This is a genomic window from Pseudomonas sp. Root562, from assembly GCF_001427125.1.
GTDB lineage: Bacteria > Pseudomonadota > Gammaproteobacteria > Pseudomonadales > Pseudomonadaceae > Aquipseudomonas.
The window spans coordinates 263,029-280,834 of the sequence record NZ_LMGK01000024.1 but is presented as its reverse complement, the minus strand read 5'-3'; the positions used below and the strand labels follow the sequence as shown (position 1 = coordinate 280,834).

Below are 17,806 nucleotides of genomic sequence, written 5' to 3'. Positions count from 1 at the left end.
CGTTGTCTGTAGGAGCGAGCCTGCTCGCGATGAACCCGAGAACGCCGCGCAGTGTCAGTTGTCACGCGTCATCGTTGACGTCCATCGCGACGGTGCGACGATTCGACAGGCTCGCTCCTACAGGGTCACCGGCCAGATTTCGTTGTCGCCGATTACAAAAATCCTGCAATTGTCGTCCCGTTCAACCTGATATCCCCCGGTGAACGCGCCGAAGGCCGGTAACAGGCTGACCGTCTCGCCAATCCTGAAACACGCCAGGCGCAAACGCTGCCGGCCTCGACCGTTGAGTCGAAACACCGGGTGCACGTGCCCGGCCAGCACATGCCGCCCAGGATACGGGTTCGGCTCGTGCTGCAAAGCGAAAGGCCCCAGTAACATGGGTTCAGGCACCACCCCAATGTTCAGTGTGGCGGGTGGGTCGCCGGCACGTTTATCGTGGTTGCCGCGGATCAGCGTCATGGGCAAGTCACGATGCCGCGCTCGCCACTGGGCCAACGCCTGGAGCGTAGCTGTCGCGTGAGAGCCGGGGCCGTGGAGAAAGTCACCGAGAAAAATCAATTGCCGGCAGGGAAGTGCCTTCAACAGGGCATCGAGCACGGCAATGTTCTGCTGGGTCGTTCCCTGCGGTACAGGTTGACCCAGGCTTCGATAGGCCGCGGCCTTGCCAAAATGCACATCGGCCACCAACAGTGCTTGTTGAGCCGGCCAATAGACGGCTTTTTCCGGCAGCAGCCAGAGCTCTTCTCCACAAAGGCTTATCGGATAGGGCGCACTCATCAGGTTTTCCCGGTGTCGGCGGTTGTTTCCAGATCGCTGACCATGCGTCGGATGCGGTCGGCAAGTTTTTCCGAGCTCATGCTTTCGCGCATCCGTTCCACCAGCAGTGGAAAGCCAAGGGGCGTTGGTTGCTTGATCTGATGCAGGTCCAATGTCATCCGGTTGATTCGCTCCAGTGTTTGTTCCAGGCGACGAATATCCAACTCTTCCCGCAACACTTCTTCCCCGGCCTGAGCCAGCAATAAATTGCCCGCGTCGTATTGTTTGAACACTTCGAAGAACAGGCCGCTGGACGCCTGAACCTGCCGCGTGCTTTTCGGCGCGCCGGGGTAGCCGGCGAACACCAGCCCGGCAATTCGAGCGATTTCGCGGAAACGGCGCAGGGCCAGTTCACCGGCATTAAGACTGGCCAGTACGTCCTGCAACAGATTCTCGGCGCTGAACAGGGCGGCATCGAGTTGCCGCGACCAATCGACGGGCGTGGCGCTGAGCAGTTCCAGGCCGTAATCATTGACTGCGATCGAGAAGGTCAGCGGCTGGCGTTGACTGGCCCGCCACGCCAACAGGCTGGCCAGCCCCAGATGCACCTGGCGACCGGCAAAGGGAAAAAGAAAAAGGTGCCAGCCCTCGCGAGACTTCAGGGCTTCGGCCAGCAGACTGTTTTCGGTCGGTAATCCCGACCACCGTTGTTGCACTTGCAGTAAGGGGCGCATCGCCTGCATTTGCGGGCCGACATAATGACCCTTCGCCGCGGCACTGAATCGGGCGACCACCGCTTTTGCCAGTTCATTGGATAGGGGCATGCGTCCGCCATTCCAGCGCGGGACCGCGGCTTTTTTCACCGTGCTGCGTTTGACGTACGCGGTCATGTTTTCTACCCGCACCAGTTCCAGCAAGCGCCCGGCGAACAGAAAACCATCACCGGGTTTGAGGCGCGCAATAAAGCCCTCCTCGACACTGCCCAACTGTTTGCCACCGCCGCCCTTGCTCCAGAATTTCAACTGAATGCTCGCATCGCTGACGATGGTACCGATGCTCATGCGATGCCTGCGGGCCAGCCGTGCATCCGGCACGCGCCACACACCGTGTTCATCGGGCTCGACCCGGCGGTAATCCGGATAGGCTGTCAGGGAGAGTCCGCCATGACGCACGAACGCCAGCGCCCATGCCCATTCGGCCGGGTTCAGGTCACGATATGCCCAGGCTCCGCGGACTTCTTCGTACAACTCATCGGGGAGAAAACCGCCGCCCAGAGCGATGCTGACCAAGTGCTGCACCAATACATCCAGTGGCTTGACCGGGGATAGCCGCGGTTCGATGCAGCGTGCCGCGACAGCATCCTGCGCCGCGGCGGCCTCGATCAATTCAAGGCTGTGGGTTGGCACCAGCGTGACCCGTGATTCACGTCCCGGTGCATGGCCGGAGCGCCCGGCACGCTGCATGAGCCGCGCCACACCTTTGGCGGAGCCGATTTGCAGAACCCGCTCCACCGGCAGGAAATCCACACCAAGATCGAGGCTGGAGGTGCAGACCACCGCTTTGAGTTGGCCATCCTTGAGCGCGCGTTCGACCCAGTCTCGGGTGTCGCGGGACAACGAGCTGTGGTGCAGCGCGATCAATCCGGCCCAGTCCGGCCGGGCGTCGAGGAGGGCCTGGTACCAGATCTCCGACTGGGCACGGGTGTTGGTAAACACCAGGCTGCTGGCGCTGGATTCGAGTTCGCCCACCACCTGCGGCAGCATCTTCAACCCGATGTGCCCGGCCCAGGGAAAACGCTCGATCGCCGGGGGCAGCAGCGTGTCGACCCGCAGCACTTTGCGGGTTTGCCCTTGCACACTGATGCCGCCTCCGTTGGGGATCAGCACCTGCTCGGCGTGAGACTGATTACCCAGCGTCGCGGAAACGCCCCAGACGATCAGTTCGGGGCGCCAGCGACGCAAACGGGCCAAGGCCAATTGCAGTTGCACGCCGCGCTTGTTGCCAAGCAATTCGTGCCATTCATCGACCACCACCATGCGCAAGGTCGAAAGTGCTGTTTGCGCGTCGGCACGGGCAAGCATCAGGGTCAGGCTTTCTGGTGTGGTGATCAGCGTGCTCGGCAGGCGCCGGCTCTGGCGCGCTCGTTCACTGCTGCTGGTGTCGCCGGTGCGCAGGCCGACGCTCCACGGAATCTGCAAAGCCTGCAGCGGCGCTTCAAGTGCGCGGGCGGTGTCGGCGGCCAGGGCGCGCATGGGGGTTATCCACAGCACCGTGAGGGGCTCGGCCACGGGTTTACGTTTGCGAGTTGTTTCAACCGCAGGTGAAGAGCGGGCGAAGCGATTGAGCGCGCCGAACCAGACCGCGTAGGTTTTACCGGCGCCGGTGCTGGCGTGCAGCAATCCGCTGTGTCCCTGTTTTACCGCTGACCACACTTCCTTTTGAAAGGCGAACGGCTTCCAGCCGCGAGCGGTGAACCATTGCTTTGCAAAGTTGGAGGAGGTTCCCATGCCGGCGGTTTGCGCTCTGAAAGTGTTCCTTCAGTGACCACGACGCAACACAACAAGTTTTATTGCGATGTCTGCTGTAGGAGCAAAGCTTGCTCGCGATAGCGGTGCTTCAGGCGAGGATAATATCGACTGAAATACCGCTATCGCGAGCAAGCTTTGCTCCTACATGGGGCTGGTTTTACTTGAGGTTACCGCTGAGGAATTGCTTGAGGCGTTCGCTTTTCGGATTGCCCAGCACGTCTTCCGGCGCGCCTTCTTCCTCTACCAGGCCCTGATGCAGGAACAGCACCTGGCTCGACACTTTACGGGCGAAGCTCATTTCGTGGGTGACCATGATCATGGTCCGGCCTTCTTCGGCCAGGCCCTGGATCACCTTGAGCACTTCACCCACCAGCTCCGGGTCCAGTGCTGACGTCGGTTCGTCAAACAGCATGACCTCCGGCTCCATGGCCAACGCTCGGGCAATCGCCACCCGTTGCTGCTGGCCGCCGGAAAGAAATGCCGGGTATTGGTCCGCCACCCGCGCCGGCAAGCCGACTTTGTCCAGGTAGCGACGGGCACGGTCTTCGGCTTCCTGCTTGCTGCAACCCAACACCCGGCGCGGGGCCATGGTGATGTTTTCCAGCACGGTCATGTGGCTCCACAGGTTGAAGTGTTGGAACACCATGGCCAGGCGGGTGCGGATCCGTTGCAGTTCGTCGGGATCGGCGACGTGCATGCCGTGGCGATCCTTGACCATGCGGATCGCCTGGCCGTCCAGGCTCATGGCGCCGTCATTGGGTTGTTCGAGAAAGTTGATGCAGCGCAAAAAGGTACTTTTGCCCGAGCCGCTGGCGCCGATCAGGCTGATGACGTCGCCGGTGTTGGCCTTGAGCGAAACGCCTTTGAGCACCTCGTGATCGCCATAGCTCTTGTGCAGGCCTTCGATGGTCAGTTTGTACATGGAACAAGCATCCTCAAGGCGAAAGTAGGTAGCCGCTGCGATAGGCTTCGGTGCCCGCGACATGGGCGATGACCATGCCGGCAGTGGCCATGCGGCGCAGCGAGCGCGCATACATCAGGCCGGCGGCAGTGCAATGGACCGCAGTGACGCGATCGGTGATCGGGTCGATGATTTCGGCGATCAGTTGCCCGGCTTCCAGGTACTCACCTGGCAATGCAGTGAACACCAGCAAACCGCCGACGGGGGTCGCCACCGGTTCGACGCCGGCCAGGGGCGTAGCCGGGTAGGGCAGGTCGGGCAATGGCGCCGGTTCGCCGGCAATTGCACCGAAGTGAATCAGGTAATCGATCAGTGCCTGGCTGTCGAGGCTGGCCAGCGGGTGATTGACGTCGCCCTGGCCGCGCAATTCGACCGTGACCGAAAAGCTGCCCGGCGCAATGTCGAACTGTTCGCCGAAGCGTTCTTTCAACTGCCACCAGAGTAGGGTGAAGCATTCATCGAACGACTGCCCGCCGGAATCAGTGGCCAGCAAACTGGCTTCGGAACCGATGTAGCGCGCCAGCGGCTCGACCTGCGGCCAGGCTTCGGGCGTGGTGTACAAGTGCGCGACGGCTTCGAAATCGCAATGCAGGTCCAGCACCATGTCGGCGTCGCAGGCCAGCCTTTGCAGGGTCAGGCGTTGGGATTGCAACTGGGTGCCGGCGGTCTGCCGGGCCAGCGCATTGCGCAGGCTGCTGCGGATCAGTTCGCGATTACGCTGGGGGTCGTCACCGAGCTGGCCTTCGATCTCATTGCCGACTTCCTCGCTCAAATCGACGAACCAGCGGTTGAAGTTCTGTCCGCTTTCCAGCTCGTATCGACCCAGCGGCACATCCATCAGCACTTGTTCCAGGCCAACCGGATTGGCTACCGGAACCAGAACGATTTCACTGCGCAGCCGCCCGGCCGCTTCGAGCTCCGTCAGGCGTTGCTTGAGATGCCAGGCGACCAGCATGCCGGGCATTTCATCGGCGTGCAGGGATGACTGGATGTAGATCTTGCCTTTGGCCGGCTGAGGGCCGAAGTGAAAGCTGTGGATCTGTCGTGCTGTCCCCGGCAGCGGGGCCAGCAAGTCATGTATCTGGTGGCGCATTTGTCTTATTCCAGGAAACTTGGGCCCTAGTGAGTCGGCCCGAGGAAGGCCAGCCATCGGCGTTCGGCGAGACGGAACAGGCCAACCAGCGCAAAGGTGACGGTCAGGTAAATCAGCGCGGCGATGCCGAACGACTGGAAGGTCAGGAAGGTCGCCGAGTTGGCGTCCCGCGCGACTTTCAGGATGTCCGGGATGGTTGCGGTGAAGGCCACGGTGGTCGAGTGCAGCATCAGGATCACTTCGTTGCTGTAGTAGGGCAACGAGCGGCGCAGAGCCGAAGGCATGATCACGTAGGCATACAGCTTCCACCCTGTCAGGCCATAGGCCTTGGCGGCTTCGACTTCACCGTGGGCCATGCTGCGGATGGCCCCGGCGAAAATTTCCGTGGTATAGGCGCAGGTGTTCAGGGCGAACGCCAGGATGGTGCAGTTCATCGCATCGCGGAAGAAGCTGTCGAGCACCGGTTGCGCCCGCACGGCGGCGAGGCTGTAAATGCCGGTGTAGCAGATCAGCAACTGGATATAGAGCGGCGTACCGCGGAACAGGTAGGTGTAGAACTGCACCGGCCAGCGAATGTAGAAGTGCGGTGAAACCCGGGCGATGGACAGCGGAATCGAGACGATGAAACCGATGAAAATCGACGCGCTGAGCAGCCACAGGGTCATGGCCAGGCCGGTGATGTTCTGGCCGTCGGTGTAGAGGAAAGCCCTCCAGTATTCCTGCAGGAGTTCGATCATCGTACGGCCTCCCGGGTCCCGGCGGCGTAGCGGCGTTCGAGCCAGCGCAGAATGATGTTGGAGGCACTGGTGATCAACAGATAGATCAGCGCAGCGAGCACCAGGAAGTAGAACAGTTGATAGCTGCTTTTACCCGCGTCCTGGGCTGCCTTGACCAGGTCGGCAAGGCCGATGATCGACACCAGCGCGGTGGCCTTGAGCATCACCATCCAGTTGTTGCCGATACCCGGCAGGGCAAAGCGCATCATTTGCGGGAACACCACGATACGAAAGCGCTGACCGCGCTTGAGACCATAGGCGGTGGCCGCTTCGACCTGGCCGCGCGGCACGGCAAGGATGGCGCCGCGGAACGTTTCGGTGAAATACGCGCCGTAAATGAAGCCCAGGGTCAGTACCCCGGCGCTGAAAGGGTTGATCTCGATGTATTCCCATTCCATGTAGTCGGTAAGCGACGTCAGCCAGGTTTGCAGGCTGTAGAAGATCAGCAGCATCAGCACCAGGTCCGGCACCCCGCGAATCAACGTGGTGTAGCACTGGGCAACCAGGCGCAGCAGTTTGACTTTGGACAGTTTGGCGCTGGCGCCGAGCAGGCCGAGCAACACGGCCACCAGCAGCGACATCGCCGATAATTTGATAGTCATCCAGGTGCCTTCCATCAGCAAAGGACCGAAGCCCTTGAGGCTGAAGGCGGAGAGCCCCAGATTTTGCAGGAGGTTTTCGAACATAAATCAGCAACCTGATCGGATGAAAAAAGCGCCCATCGCGAGATGGGCGCCGGGCATTACTTGCCGCTGTACAGATTCAGATCGCCAAAGTGTTTCTTCTGAATGGTGGCGTAGGTGCCATCATCGTGTAACGCTTTGATACCTTTGTCCAAAAGTGCTTTCAGCTCGGTGTTACCTTTCTTAATACCGATAGCCGTTTTAGCAGGCAGCAGTTCGCTGTCGACTGGCTTGCTGACTTCGTAGCCCTCGCCTTTTGGCGACTTCAGGAAGCCCAGTTCGGCTTGCAGCATGTCCTGGATCGCGGCGTCGAGACGGCCGGAAGTCAGGTCGGAATACACCTGGTCCTGGTTCTGATAGGCCTGGGTTTTTACCCCAGCCTTGTCCAGAACGGCTTTGGCGTAGGCTTCCTGGATGGTGCCTTGCTCGTAGCCGACGGTCTTGCCCTTGAGCGAAGCGACGTCTTCGGTCAGGCCAGAGCCTTTCTTGAACACGTAGGCGGTTGGACCGGAAAACAGCTCGCTGGAGAAGTCGATGACTTTTTCACGGGCCGGGGTGACGGTCATCGAAGAGATCACACCGTCGAATTTATTGGCCTTGAGGCCAGGAATCATCCCGTCGAAATCGCTTTCGACCCATTTGCACTTGACCTTCAGCTCGGCGCAGATTGCGTTGCCCAGATCGATGTCGAAGCCCACCAGGTTGCCGTCAGCCGCTTTCGACTCGAACGGTGCGTAGGAAGGGTCAACACCAAAACGCAGTTCCTTGTATTCCTTTGCCATGGCGGAGCCAGCGGCCATGCACAACGCCAGTGCAGAGAGGGTCAGCAATGCTTTTTTCATTATTTATTCCCTAAAACCAATATGAGCGCTTGTGGCGCAGAATTATTGTTACTGGTAAGCGTAAGACCTAATGAAAGTAGCAATTTCCGAACCAGAGTGCCGAACAAGCGTTTAACAGGCATTCAGGAAATCGCCGGGATGGGATTAGTGCACGAAAACGGGCGGCGTGGAAGACCCGCACTCTTTTGGTTCTTCGGCAGGCGAATTACTGGAGCAAATCCTGCAGTGTTCCCAAGTGATCCGCCTCATCGACGGACTTGTCCTGACGCCAGCGCAGCATCCGCGGAAACCGCACGGCGATCCCGCTTTTGTGCCGCTTGGACAGCGCAATCCCTTCGAAGCCCAGCTCAAACACCAGGCTCGGTTTGACGCTGATCACCGGGCCGAATTTTTCCACGGTGGTTTTACGCACGATGTTGTCGACCTGGCGCATTTCTGCATCGGTCAGCCCTGAGTAGGCCTTGGCAAAGGGCACCAACGTGCGCTCGCTGGCGTCGGGTGGGCCGTCCCAGACCGCGAAGGTGTAGTCGCTGAAAAGACTCGCCCGGCGGCCATGACCGCGTTGCGCATATATCAGCACGGCGTCGACACTGAACGGGTCTACCTTCCATTTCCACCAGACGCCCACATCCTTGGTTCGGCCCACGCCGTAGAGCGCGTCTTGAGCCTTGAGCATCATCCCTTCGACGCCGAGCCGGCGAGAATCTTCGCGCTGGCGGGCGAGGTCGAACCAGTCTTCGCCGGTCAACAGTGGCGACGCCAGCAGCGCCGGATGATTGCAACGGGCAATGACTTGCTCCAGTTGCGCCCGCCGCTGCGCCTGCGGTTGATTGCGCCAGTCTTCGCCGGCCCATTCCAGCAAGTCGTACGCGAGGATGACCACTGGAATGTCGCCAAGCATTTTCTTGCTCAGGGTTTTGCGCCCGATGCGCTGTTGCAGCAGGGCGAAAGGTTGCACGGCGGGGGCGGTCGGCGATTGCGGGTCGAAGGCGTCGGCGGTGTCGGGTTGATCAGCTTTCCAGACCACGATTTCACCGTCGATCACCGTGCCGTCGGGCAAGACGTGGTTCAGGTTGGCCAGCTCGGGAAACCGCTCGGTCACCAACTCTTCACCCCGTGACCAGACCCACAACTTTGCGTCGCGCTTGACCACTTGGGCGCGGATGCCATCCCACTTCCATTCCACTTGCCATTGGCTGGCAGGGCCGAGCAATGCGTCGAATTGTTCGACTGGTTGGGACAGTGCGTGGGCGAGAAAAAACGGATAGGGCTGGCCGCCTCGCTGGGCATGTTCATCGGCCGATTCGGCGGCGATCAGTTTCAGGTAACTGGCGGCGCTCGGGCGATTGGACAGGTCGGTATAGCCCACCAGGCGTTGCGCCACGCGTTTGCTGTCGAGATGGGCCATGGCGGCGAGCGCCCGGGTGACCAACAGTTTGGAGACGCCAACACGAAAGCTGCCGGTGATGAGCTTGATACAGAGCATCAAGCTGGTGCGGTCCAGTTGCGACCAGAGTTCGGGCAGTTGCCGGGCGAGCACCTCGGGGGATTCGCCGCGCAAAGGCAGCAGCTTTTTTTCGACCCACACGGCCAGGCCATCGCTGGACACGTGAGGAGTCTCAGGCAGGATCAGCGAGATGGTTTCGGCCAGATCGCCCACGGCCTGATAACTCTCTTCGAACAACCACGTCGACAGGCCCGATTGCTCAATCGCCAGATCATGCAGAAGCCGCGCCGGCACCAATTGCCGGGGCCGTCCTCCGGACAGGAAATACACCGCCCATGCAGCATCTTCAGGGGCGGCCTGGGCAAAGTAGCGTTGCATCGCCAACAGTTTGGCATTGCTTGAAGTCGTCGCATCGAGCTCGGCATACAACTGGGCAAACGCTCTCATGACGTCGCCTCGGTGGGCTCGTGCTCGACGGCTACAGGTTCTTCTTCATCGTCACCGTATTCGGTATCGAAAGCCTGGGCGTCGAGGCCTTGCTCGCGCAGGTGACGCACCAGCACGGCGACCGAACCGTGGGTGACCATCACCCGTTGCGCATCACTCTGTTCGATGGCCCAGAGCAGGCCAGGCCAGTCCGCGTGATCGGAGAGCACGAAGCCGCGATCCACACCGCGGCGCCGGCGAGTACCGCGCAGGCGCATCCAGCCGCTGGCGAAGCCATCGCTGAAGTCGCCGAAGCGGCGCATCCAGGTGCTGCCACCGGCGGAGGGAGGGGCAATGACCAGGGCTTTGCGCATCAGCGGGTCGTTTTTTTGCACATCGCCGGCATAGATCGTCGCAGGCAGGTGAACACCCGCTTCGCGGTAAACCCGGTTCAGCGGTTCGACCGCGCCATGGACAAGGATCGGGCCGAGTCCGGCATCGATGCCGTGGAGAATGCGTTGGGCTTTGCCGAACGAATAGCACAGCAGCACGCTGGTTTTGTCCTGTGCCGCGTTGGCCTGCCACCATTGATTGATTTCTGCGAAGACCTGCGCCTGGGGTTGCCAGCGATAAATTGGCAGGCCGAAGGTCGATTCGGTGATAAAGGTATGGCAGCGCACCGGTTCGAACGGGGCACAAGTGCCGTCGGGCTCGATTTTGTAATCGCCGGAAGCGACCCAGACTTCGCCGCGGTATTGCAGGCGAACCTGCGCCGATCCCAGAACATGCCCAGCCGGATGAAAACTCAGGGTGACGCCGTGATGCAACAAGCGCTCGCCGTAGGCCAGCGTCTGCAGGTTGATGTCTTGCCCCAGCCGCGCTCGCAGAATGCCTTCACCCGGCGCCGCTGCCAGGTAATGCTGGTTGCCGGTGCGCGCATGGTCGCCATGGGCGTGGGTAATGACTGATCGCTCGACCGGTCGCCAGGGATCGATATAGAAATCGCCAGCGGGGCAGTACAAGCCTTCGGGACGCGCGATAACAAGATCCACGATGCTACCCAAGTGGGGGGACTTGTTAGCTATGAGGCTGGCGCGCGGCGAGAAGTTCTATCGGGGTTTGATGGGCGCGCTTTACACGAGGTACAGCTCATTCCTTGTAGGAGCACAGCTTGCTCGCGATAGCGGAATGTCAGTCACCGATAATGTTGAATGTGCCGGCGTCATCGCGGGCAAGCCATGCTCCTACAGGCTTTGAAGTGGCCGCGGTTCAAGTATTTGGCACAAATCCCCTGTAGGCGCCAGCCTGCTGGCGATGAATCCAAGAACGCCGCGGGGCATCAGGTGCCCCGCGTTATCATTGACATCCATCGCGACGGTGCGACGATTCGACAGGCTCGCTCCTACAGGGGGGGCGTTACTTGCCCGGTGTCAGGGTCAAGCGCTTGCTGCCATAAACCCTGTCATAGTTCTGCGACTGCATCGGCAGGGTCTGATACTGCCCTTTGAGCCACGGATCGATGCTGTTGAGGTAGTTCGGGCTGGCCGGGTTGCCGGATTGGCCGCTGGCGATCTGGCCCATCAACGGTTCGGCCTGGCCGAAATCGACGATAAAGCGCATGGCCGGTGCCAGCGTGGTGTTGAAGTCCTGGCCCCAGGCGAAAGCGGCGGTGTTGAGCGTGGTGTGATCGCCACCGGCCGGCACGGGGCCGCGCACGGTCTGGCCACTGACGTTCTTCCATTCGTAGCGGTGCAGCTTGCCCCACTGCCAGGCTTTGTGATCGCCGCCCAACTGACTGTCGCCGGCCGTGATTGCCGCGGCGAGACTGCGGGCGAGAATCGCGGGTTTATCTTCTTTCTGCGCGCTGCGCGCGTCATCCCAGAATGGACTGTCTTCGCGGCCCAGCAAATGATCGGCCTGTGCTGCGTAGGACAACTTGCCGTTGGCGACGAAGGCTTTCCAGGCCGGGCTGCTGTCCGGTCCCAACTCATCGAGGAAAATCTGTTTCATGCTTTCCTGCAAAAACAGTTCGTAGATCGCTGCATCGGCGGACGTCGGGGCCAGTTTGCCGTCGAATGCCATCAAGCGGGTCAATGCTTCGCGTGCCTTGCCGCGATCGGCCACCGGCAGGGCTTCGATGGCTTGTTTGAGTGGCTGGGCCATGCCCGGCGCTTCGAACATTTTCTTCAGTTTGGCGGCGAACGTGGTGGTCTGGTCGTACTGCATGGCAATCAGGCTGCGAGTGTCATGTTTGCCCACACCGGCCAGTTCTGCCAAACGCTCGCCACGCTCCGGTGCCGACCAGGAATTGGACAGTTGCATGCCGTAGCCATGGGGAATGACCCGCTGGTTGGCCGTGCCGAGCCAGCCTTGCGCCGGGTCCTGGTCGTAAGGGTGCAGCATCGGGTCGGCGTAGCCGTCCCAATCGTAGCGATCTTCCCAGCCCGGCGAGGGCAACAGGCCTTCGCCTTCGCGGCGGTTAGGGTAACGGCCGGTGACTTGCCAGCCTATGTTGCTGGCATCGGCAAACACCAGGTTCAAGGCAATGGCGCGAATTTCGCGGCTGGCATCGGACGCCTTCTCGACGTTCTGCGCGCGGGACAGGTCAAAAAACGCGTCCAGGGATTTGTCGTCGGAGAAGTTCGGTGTCTGCAGGGCCAGGCCGAAGCCGTTGCCTTGCGCCAGGCCTTGGGCGCTGTTGAGTAGCGGGCCGTGGCGGGTTTCGTACACGGTTTCGCGAATCGGCCGCTGGCCTTTGACGAAGTAGGTTTCGTTGCGCGCGGTCGCCGGCTGCCACTTGCCATTGGTTTCGTAGGCAAGGCCGTTGCCCTGGCGGCGGATTTTTTCCAGGAACAGGTCCTGGTTGTCACCCATGACGGTGGTCGTGCTCCACGCCACTTTGCCGTTGAAACCGCCCAGCACCATCGGCAAACCGGCGATGGTCACACCGGAGGCCTGATATTTCGGCGCGCGAATCTGTACGTAGCTGTAGAGCGACGGCACACCCATCGGGCCATGGCTGTCGCTGGCCAGCAGGCTTTTGCCGCTGCGGCTGCGTTGCGGCGCTATCGCCCAATTGTTCGAGGAAATGGCGCCCAGCAGATTCAACTCAGACAGTTGGCGGGTGGCCTTACTGATTTCAGTCAGCCCCGGTACCTGCCCGTTAAGCTTGATGCCATGCAGCTTCTCGCTTTCAGCCAAGGGCAGCTTTTCGTCGGGAGCGGACGGCGTCAACCACGGCAGTTTGTCGGTGGTGACGGTTTGCGCGAGTACCAGCGCAGAAATTTCTTCCGGCAGGTTGGCCGACTGGCTGAAGTTCAGCAGACAGAAAATCAGCGCTGAATCTTCCGGTTTCCAGTACTCAGGCTTGTAGCCGCTGGCGACCAGATCCGCCGGCAGCTTGTCGCGATAGCGGAACAGGTAGGCGTTGACCCCGCGGGCATAGACTTCAAAGAAGCGTTTGAGCCGCGGCGAAGACGCTTTGTACAACTCCCCGGCGCTTTTCTTCAGGTTGACCGCGCGCATGTAGCGGTCGGCGTCCAGCAAATCCGCACCGTGCATTTCCGCCAGACGGCCCTGGGCCAGCAAGCGCAGGGTGACCATTTGGGTGATGCGGTCGCTGGCGTGCACATAGCCGAGGGCGAACAGCGCGTCGTGGAACGTGCTGCTTTCGATCAACGGCATGCCCATCGCGTTGCGGCGCACCGAGACATTCTGCGCCAGCCCCTTGAGGGGCTGCACGCCGGAGGTCGGCGGGAGGGTGTCCTGGGCATTGAAGCTCTGACACCCTGTCAGGCTCAAAACCCCCGTGACTGCTGCGGCAACGCCGAACCGGGGTAGAAAATGTGTGAGGGCTGGCGAGGCCATGGCAAAGCTCCTGCGGGGGTAGCGTCAGTAAAGCCGCTACGTTAGTGAGCGGGAGGAGGGCGCGCAAGCGGGGTACAAGGTTATTTCAGGATTTGTCTGATAAGTTCAGCGACCAATGGTCCGGGAGGTGTGTCGACATGGAATTAAAGGCAAATGCAGGATTGATCATCATCGATCAACAGAAGGGCATTCTGCACCCCAGGCTGGGTCGCCGGAACAATCCCCAGGCCGAGGACCGCATGCTGGAACTGTTGGCGCATTGGCGGCGCAGCGAACGGCCGGTGATTCACGTCCAGCACTTGTCCCGATCAGAGGACTCGGTGTTCTGGCCGCTGCAATCGGGCGTGGAGATTCAGCAACGATTTCAGCCACTGCCGGGTGAGCAACTGATTCAGAAGCAGGTGCCGGACGCATTTTGTTCAACGGGGCTGGAGAGACTGTTGCGCGAGGCGGGGATCGCACAGTTGATCATCGTCGGCGTGGCGACCCACAACTCGGTGGAGTCCACGGCGCGCACGGCGGGCAACCTGGGGTTCGAGGCGTGGGTGGTGGAGGATGCGTGCTTTACCTTCGACAAGGCCGATTTTTTCGGTAACCCCCGTTCAGCCGAAGAGGTGCACGGTATGTCGCTGGGGAATCTGCATGGTGAGTACGCGACCGTGGTCAGTACCGAACACATTCTGAAGGCGGGTGAACATCTGTAGGAGCAAGGCTTGCCCGCGATGAACGATGATGCAAAGAGTATGAAGTACCGAGGCGCGGCAATCGCGGGCAAGCCTTGCTCCTACAGGTCTCGAAACACTGTGAGAGTGGGCCTGCTCGCGAAACCGGCCTACCAGACGAGGCAGGTTTTCACCTGAAGCCTCAAGCGCCGTGGCACTTCTTGAATTTCTTGCCGTTGCCGCATGGGCAAGGGTCGTTGCGGCCAACGTCTTTCAAGGCATTGCGCACCGGTTCCTGGTGGGCGTGGCCGCAGTTCGGGCCGTGGACATGGCCATGGTCGTGATCATGGTGGTCATGATCGTGGTTGCAGTCAGGGCCATGGACATGGGGTTGCTGGGTCATCGAGGTTGCTCCGGAATTAGATCGGCGGGGATTATCACGCCATTACGCTCCAGGTGCACGTAGTGGGCGATGAATAAACCGGTTTCCATTTCACCTTCGAGGCGATAGGGAATGCCTTGCTCGGAGTTTTTCAACTGTTTGACCAGGTCTCTGACCTTGGGCCACAGGTTGGTGCGGATCGGCACTTTGTAAAAACGGCTGGCCTTGGGGCCGATGCTGATCCAGTGTTCATGCTCGCCATCGACCAGCAGGATGTCGCCCAAATGAATGCGGTATTCCATACCGCGTACGGTCAGCTCGTTTTCGCTACGGTTATCAATGCGAAAGTGCAACACGAAGCGTTGCTCCAGCAGTTTGGCGCGCACCACTTCCACCCGGGTCAGGTGCACTTCGGGGTCTGGCTCATCGCTGGCGAACCAGGACGCACAGCCGCCGAGCCCCAGACAAAGGGCAAGCATGAGCAGACATTGTGCGAATCGCCGGGTGATCATGGTCGTTCTTCTCCCTTGAACCCCAGTCTAGTCGTTAAAGGATCGCAGCCTTCGGCCACTCCTGCAGTGTGCAGGCAATCCCGTGCAGGAGCTGGCGAAGGCTGCGATTTTTTGCGGTCAACTCACGCGCCGAAATAGCCCGAGCAGCATTTCTTGAACTTCTGCCCGCTGGCGCAAGGGCATGGATCGTTGCGACCGATGTCCAGTGGTACGGTGGGATCGATGAAGTACCAATGTCCAGCGTTCTGGACGAATGACGAGCGTTCACGATGACTGTGCTCGCCACTGCCGTCGTGCCAGCGCGCGGTAAAGGTCACGAACGCGTGTTCCGGCTGGCCGCCGAGCACTTCGGAGCTTTCCACCTCAAGGCCCAGCCAGGTGCTTTGGGCACTCCAGTCGCTGATCGATTGCCGGTCGAGTCCTGATTGCTGGGCGGGCAGGGTGGTCGCCACCAGATAGTCGATCAGGCCCAGCACATAGGCGCTATAGCGCGAGCGCATCAGGGCTTCGGCGCAAGGGGCCGGGTGGCCGGCATGGTAAGGACCGCAGCAGGCGTCGAGCAGGGTGCCGCTACCGCAAGGGCAAATGGATGTACTCATTGCGTTACCACCAATATTTCCCGAAGTTTTCCGGATTGGCCCAAAAGCGCGAATTGAGCCAGTCCGGGACTTGTTTGTAGTCAAGCAGATCATAGGTGAAGAGGGTCAGCACCTGTTCGTCGCGCTGAAAGCGTTCGCTGGCTTGCAGGGCCAGGGAGAAAAAGTCCGTCTCCTGCCAGCCGCTGGCCGGTAAGTCGGCGAGGACGGCGATGCGGCTGGCGTTGAGATTGCGGATGCCGCCGAGCAAATTCAGGCCATCGCGCTTGGGCAAGTGTTCGAGGCAATCGACCACCAGCGCCAGGTCAAACCGGCGCGCCGCCAGTTCGGCCGGCAATGCTCCCGGCGCAGCATGCGCCACGCAGCTGTCGGGGTGGGCGAGCTTGAAGGCTTCAAGCGCCGGGAATTCGCTGGCGCCGATCAGCAGCAGGCGTGCAGGGGCGTAACGATCCAGCAAAGCGGCCAACGCCTGTTGTGGCGTGCGCGAAGAAATAGCTGCAATCATCGAAGTTCCTCAGTCAGGTCTGCCAAGACTAGCCTGCCCGCAAGTTCGAGCCTAGAGCGGCTTTCCCTGAAAAGAGATGATCTGCCGTGAACAGGGGACAAAACTGCAATGGCCTATTGCTGGCGGAGATTAAAACTCCGGTCTTTACTCCCTGAATCGGTTCTAAGCCGATCCTTCAGGAGAAAACTAGATGAGCATAGTTCGGACAGCATTACCCCTGGTTCTGCTAACCAGTGTGTTGACTGGTTGCGCAGGTTTGCAGAAAACCGACTGGCCGACCTGTGCGGCGGTCGGTGGTGTCGTAGGTGCGGGTCTCGGCGCGACCGAGAGCTCGTCGTGGGCAGGTTGGGGCGCGTTGGTTGTCGGTGGTACGGCGGCCGCTTATTGCTGGGTTCACGGTGACGGCGACGAAGACGGCGATGGTGTTCCGGACAGTCGCGACAAGTGCCCGGGCACACCTAGAGGCGTTCAGGTCGATGCCGATGGTTGCCCACCACCAGCACCTGCTCCAGTGGTTGAAGAAGTTGTAGTGGTCAAGGAAGAAACCATTGTCATTCGTGATGTCCACTTCCAGTTCGATAAAGCAACGCTCACGACGTCCGACAAACTGGTACTCGACAAGATTGCCACTCGTTTGAAAGCAGAAGCCCCTACTGCCCGATTGACCGTAACCGGTCATACCGACAGCGTGGGCAGCGATTCCTACAACCAGAAACTGTCGGATAAACGCGCTCATTCGGTGGTTGAGTACCTCATCCAGCAAGGCGTGCCGCGCAGCAACTTTGTGTCTGTTACCGGTGCCGGTGAGAGCCAGCCGGTAGCCGAAAACAAAACTGCCGACGGTCGTGCACAAAACCGTCGTACGGAAATCAAAATCGAGCGCTAAGCCCCTCGGATCCCCGGCTTGTGCAGTCGCGGATGCGGGTCTTTACTCCTGTGTAACCGGCATCGGCCGGTGACACAGGAGCTTTGGAAATGAGCAATCTCACACGGACCGTCTTGCCGGTTCTGCTGCTGGGCAGCCTGTTGACCGGTTGCGCGACTCACAGTGATGGCACTGCCCCCCTCAATCAACGTACCTGGCCGATCTGCAGCGTCATTGGCGGACTGGTCGGTGGAGGCCTGGGCGCTATCGAAAGTGGCGGTTGGGCGGCGGGTGGAGCGGCGCTCGGTATATTGACCGGTGGTTTGATCTGTTACGCCCAGGACGGTGACGAAGACGACGACGGTGTGTTCGACCGCCGCGATCGCTGCCCCGACACACCGGCCAACACGCCTGTGGAACATCACGGTTGCCCGCTGCCGCAATACCCGGCCAGCGTGAAACCTGCAGAACCTGCTGCGCCTGAAGTCATCACGTTGAGCAACGACGTGTTCTTCGGTTTCAATCAATCCGACCTGACCCCGACCGCGCAAAGCGAGCTCGATGCGATCATGAGCAAATTGCTGGACGCCGATGTGGTGAACATCAAGGTGATCGGCCATACCGACAGCGTTGGCTCGGACAGCTACAACCAGGCCCTTTCGGAGCGCCGCGCCAGCAGCGTGGCGGAATATCTGCTGAGCCAGGGTGTGGCACCCAACAAACTCACCAGCGAGGGCAAGGGCGAAAGCCAGCCGGTGGCCGATAACGAAACCGAGGAAGGCCGCGCGAAAAATCGTCGCGTGGAACTGCACATCAATCGCTGAACCGCGGGTTAGAGCTGTCGAACGCAGATTTCCTGCGTTTCGACGGCCATTCGGCGATCTTCAACAAGAATTTTCGCTTGC

Annotated in this window: 17 protein-coding genes; 3 read left to right on the top strand and 14 right to left on the bottom strand. The window is 60.5% G+C overall.

Going from position 1 to position 17,806, the window contains the following annotated elements; genetic code table 11:
- Window positions 1-117: 117 nt before the first annotated feature.
- The 10 genes from pdeM to ASD60_RS22765 form a co-directional block, all read right to left on the bottom strand.
- A complete protein-coding gene (pdeM, locus tag ASD60_RS22815) occupies window positions 118-777 on the bottom strand; it encodes a ligase-associated DNA damage response endonuclease PdeM (protein WP_056856148.1) in 660 nt (219 codons plus the stop codon).
- Entirely contained in the window at window positions 777-3,263 is a 2,487-nt protein-coding gene (locus tag ASD60_RS22810) for a ligase-associated DNA damage response DEXH box helicase (RefSeq protein ID WP_056856147.1), read from the bottom strand. Before ASD60_RS22810 ends, pdeM begins: the two co-directional genes overlap by 1 nt.
- A gap of 178 nt (window positions 3,264-3,441) precedes the next feature.
- Complete coding sequence (locus ASD60_RS22805) at window positions 3,442-4,206, bottom strand: ABC transporter ATP-binding protein (RefSeq protein ID WP_056856146.1); 765 nt, start codon at window positions 4,204-4,206, stop codon at window positions 3,442-3,444.
- 13 nt (window positions 4,207-4,219) lie between these two features.
- Window positions 4,220-5,338, bottom strand: a complete 1,119-nt coding sequence (locus ASD60_RS22800) for a succinylglutamate desuccinylase/aspartoacylase family protein (RefSeq protein ID WP_056856145.1) — start codon at window positions 5,336-5,338, stop codon at window positions 4,220-4,222.
- A 26-nt stretch (window positions 5,339-5,364) separates the two neighbouring features.
- Window positions 5,365-6,075 carry an ABC transporter permease gene (locus ASD60_RS22795; RefSeq protein WP_056856144.1) on the bottom strand — a complete coding sequence of 237 codons (711 nt, stop codon included), beginning with the start codon at window positions 6,073-6,075 and terminating at the stop codon, window positions 5,365-5,367.
- Window positions 6,072-6,800 carry an ABC transporter permease gene (locus ASD60_RS22790; protein WP_056856143.1) on the bottom strand — a complete coding sequence of 243 codons (729 nt, stop codon included), beginning with the start codon at window positions 6,798-6,800 and terminating at the stop codon, window positions 6,072-6,074. The genes ASD60_RS22795 and ASD60_RS22790 overlap by 4 nt, the downstream gene beginning before the upstream one ends.
- A 56-nt stretch (window positions 6,801-6,856) precedes the next feature.
- On the bottom strand, window positions 6,857-7,639 hold the full coding sequence (locus ASD60_RS22785; RefSeq protein ID WP_056856142.1) for a transporter substrate-binding domain-containing protein: 783 nt from the start codon (window positions 7,637-7,639) through the stop codon (window positions 6,857-6,859).
- Window positions 7,640-7,844: 205 nt separating this feature from the next.
- The gene (locus ASD60_RS22780) at window positions 7,845-9,533 is read right to left on the bottom strand and encodes an ATP-dependent DNA ligase (RefSeq protein ID WP_056856141.1); all 1,689 of its coding nucleotides are present in this window, start codon (window positions 9,531-9,533) and stop codon (window positions 7,845-7,847) included.
- Window positions 9,530-10,564 (bottom strand): ligase-associated DNA damage response exonuclease, encoded by a 1,035-nt coding sequence (locus ASD60_RS22775; RefSeq protein ID WP_056856140.1) that lies wholly within the window; start codon window positions 10,562-10,564, stop codon window positions 9,530-9,532. The genes ASD60_RS22780 and ASD60_RS22775 overlap by 4 nt, the downstream gene beginning before the upstream one ends.
- Window positions 10,565-10,928: 364 nt before the next feature.
- On the bottom strand, window positions 10,929-13,379 hold the full coding sequence (locus tag ASD60_RS22765) for a penicillin acylase family protein (RefSeq protein ID WP_056856138.1): 2,451 nt from the start codon (window positions 13,377-13,379) through the stop codon (window positions 10,929-10,931).
- Between the two features lie 137 nt (window positions 13,380-13,516).
- Here ASD60_RS22765 and ASD60_RS22760 point away from each other — a divergent pair, with 137 nt between their 5' ends.
- Window positions 13,517-14,083 carry a cysteine hydrolase family protein gene (locus ASD60_RS22760; RefSeq protein WP_056856137.1) on the top strand — a complete coding sequence of 189 codons (567 nt, stop codon included), beginning with the start codon at window positions 13,517-13,519 and terminating at the stop codon, window positions 14,081-14,083.
- A gap of 160 nt (window positions 14,084-14,243) precedes the next feature.
- On the opposite strand, the gene ASD60_RS22755 is transcribed toward ASD60_RS22760, so the two are convergent.
- The 4 genes from ASD60_RS22755 to ASD60_RS22740 all read right to left on the bottom strand — a co-directional run bounded on the left by ASD60_RS22755 (window position 14,244) and on the right by ASD60_RS22740 (window position 16,036).
- Window positions 14,244-14,444, bottom strand: coding sequence for an SEC-C metal-binding domain-containing protein (locus ASD60_RS22755; RefSeq protein ID WP_034146774.1), 201 nt, complete (start codon window positions 14,442-14,444; stop codon window positions 14,244-14,246).
- On the bottom strand, window positions 14,441-14,935 hold the full coding sequence (locus ASD60_RS22750) for an LEA type 2 family protein (RefSeq protein ID WP_056856136.1): 495 nt from the start codon (window positions 14,933-14,935) through the stop codon (window positions 14,441-14,443). The genes ASD60_RS22755 and ASD60_RS22750 overlap by 4 nt, the downstream gene beginning before the upstream one ends.
- A 122-nt stretch (window positions 14,936-15,057) precedes the next feature.
- On the bottom strand, window positions 15,058-15,534 hold the full coding sequence (locus ASD60_RS22745; RefSeq protein ID WP_056856135.1) for a YchJ family protein: 477 nt from the start codon (window positions 15,532-15,534) through the stop codon (window positions 15,058-15,060).
- A 4-nt stretch (window positions 15,535-15,538) separates the two neighbouring features.
- The gene (locus tag ASD60_RS22740) at window positions 15,539-16,036 is read right to left on the bottom strand and encodes a DUF6231 family protein (protein ID WP_056856134.1); all 498 of its coding nucleotides are present in this window, start codon (window positions 16,034-16,036) and stop codon (window positions 15,539-15,541) included.
- Between the two features lie 190 nt (window positions 16,037-16,226).
- On the opposite strand from ASD60_RS22740, the gene ASD60_RS22735 reads away from it, so the two are divergent.
- Window positions 16,227-16,922 (top strand): OmpA family protein, encoded by a 696-nt coding sequence (locus tag ASD60_RS22735; RefSeq protein WP_056856133.1) that lies wholly within the window; start codon window positions 16,227-16,229, stop codon window positions 16,920-16,922.
- Between the two features lie 89 nt (window positions 16,923-17,011).
- Window positions 17,012-17,725 carry an OmpA family protein gene (locus ASD60_RS22730; RefSeq protein WP_056856132.1) on the top strand — a complete coding sequence of 238 codons (714 nt, stop codon included), beginning with the start codon at window positions 17,012-17,014 and terminating at the stop codon, window positions 17,723-17,725.
- Window positions 17,726-17,806: the final 81 nt, after the last annotated feature.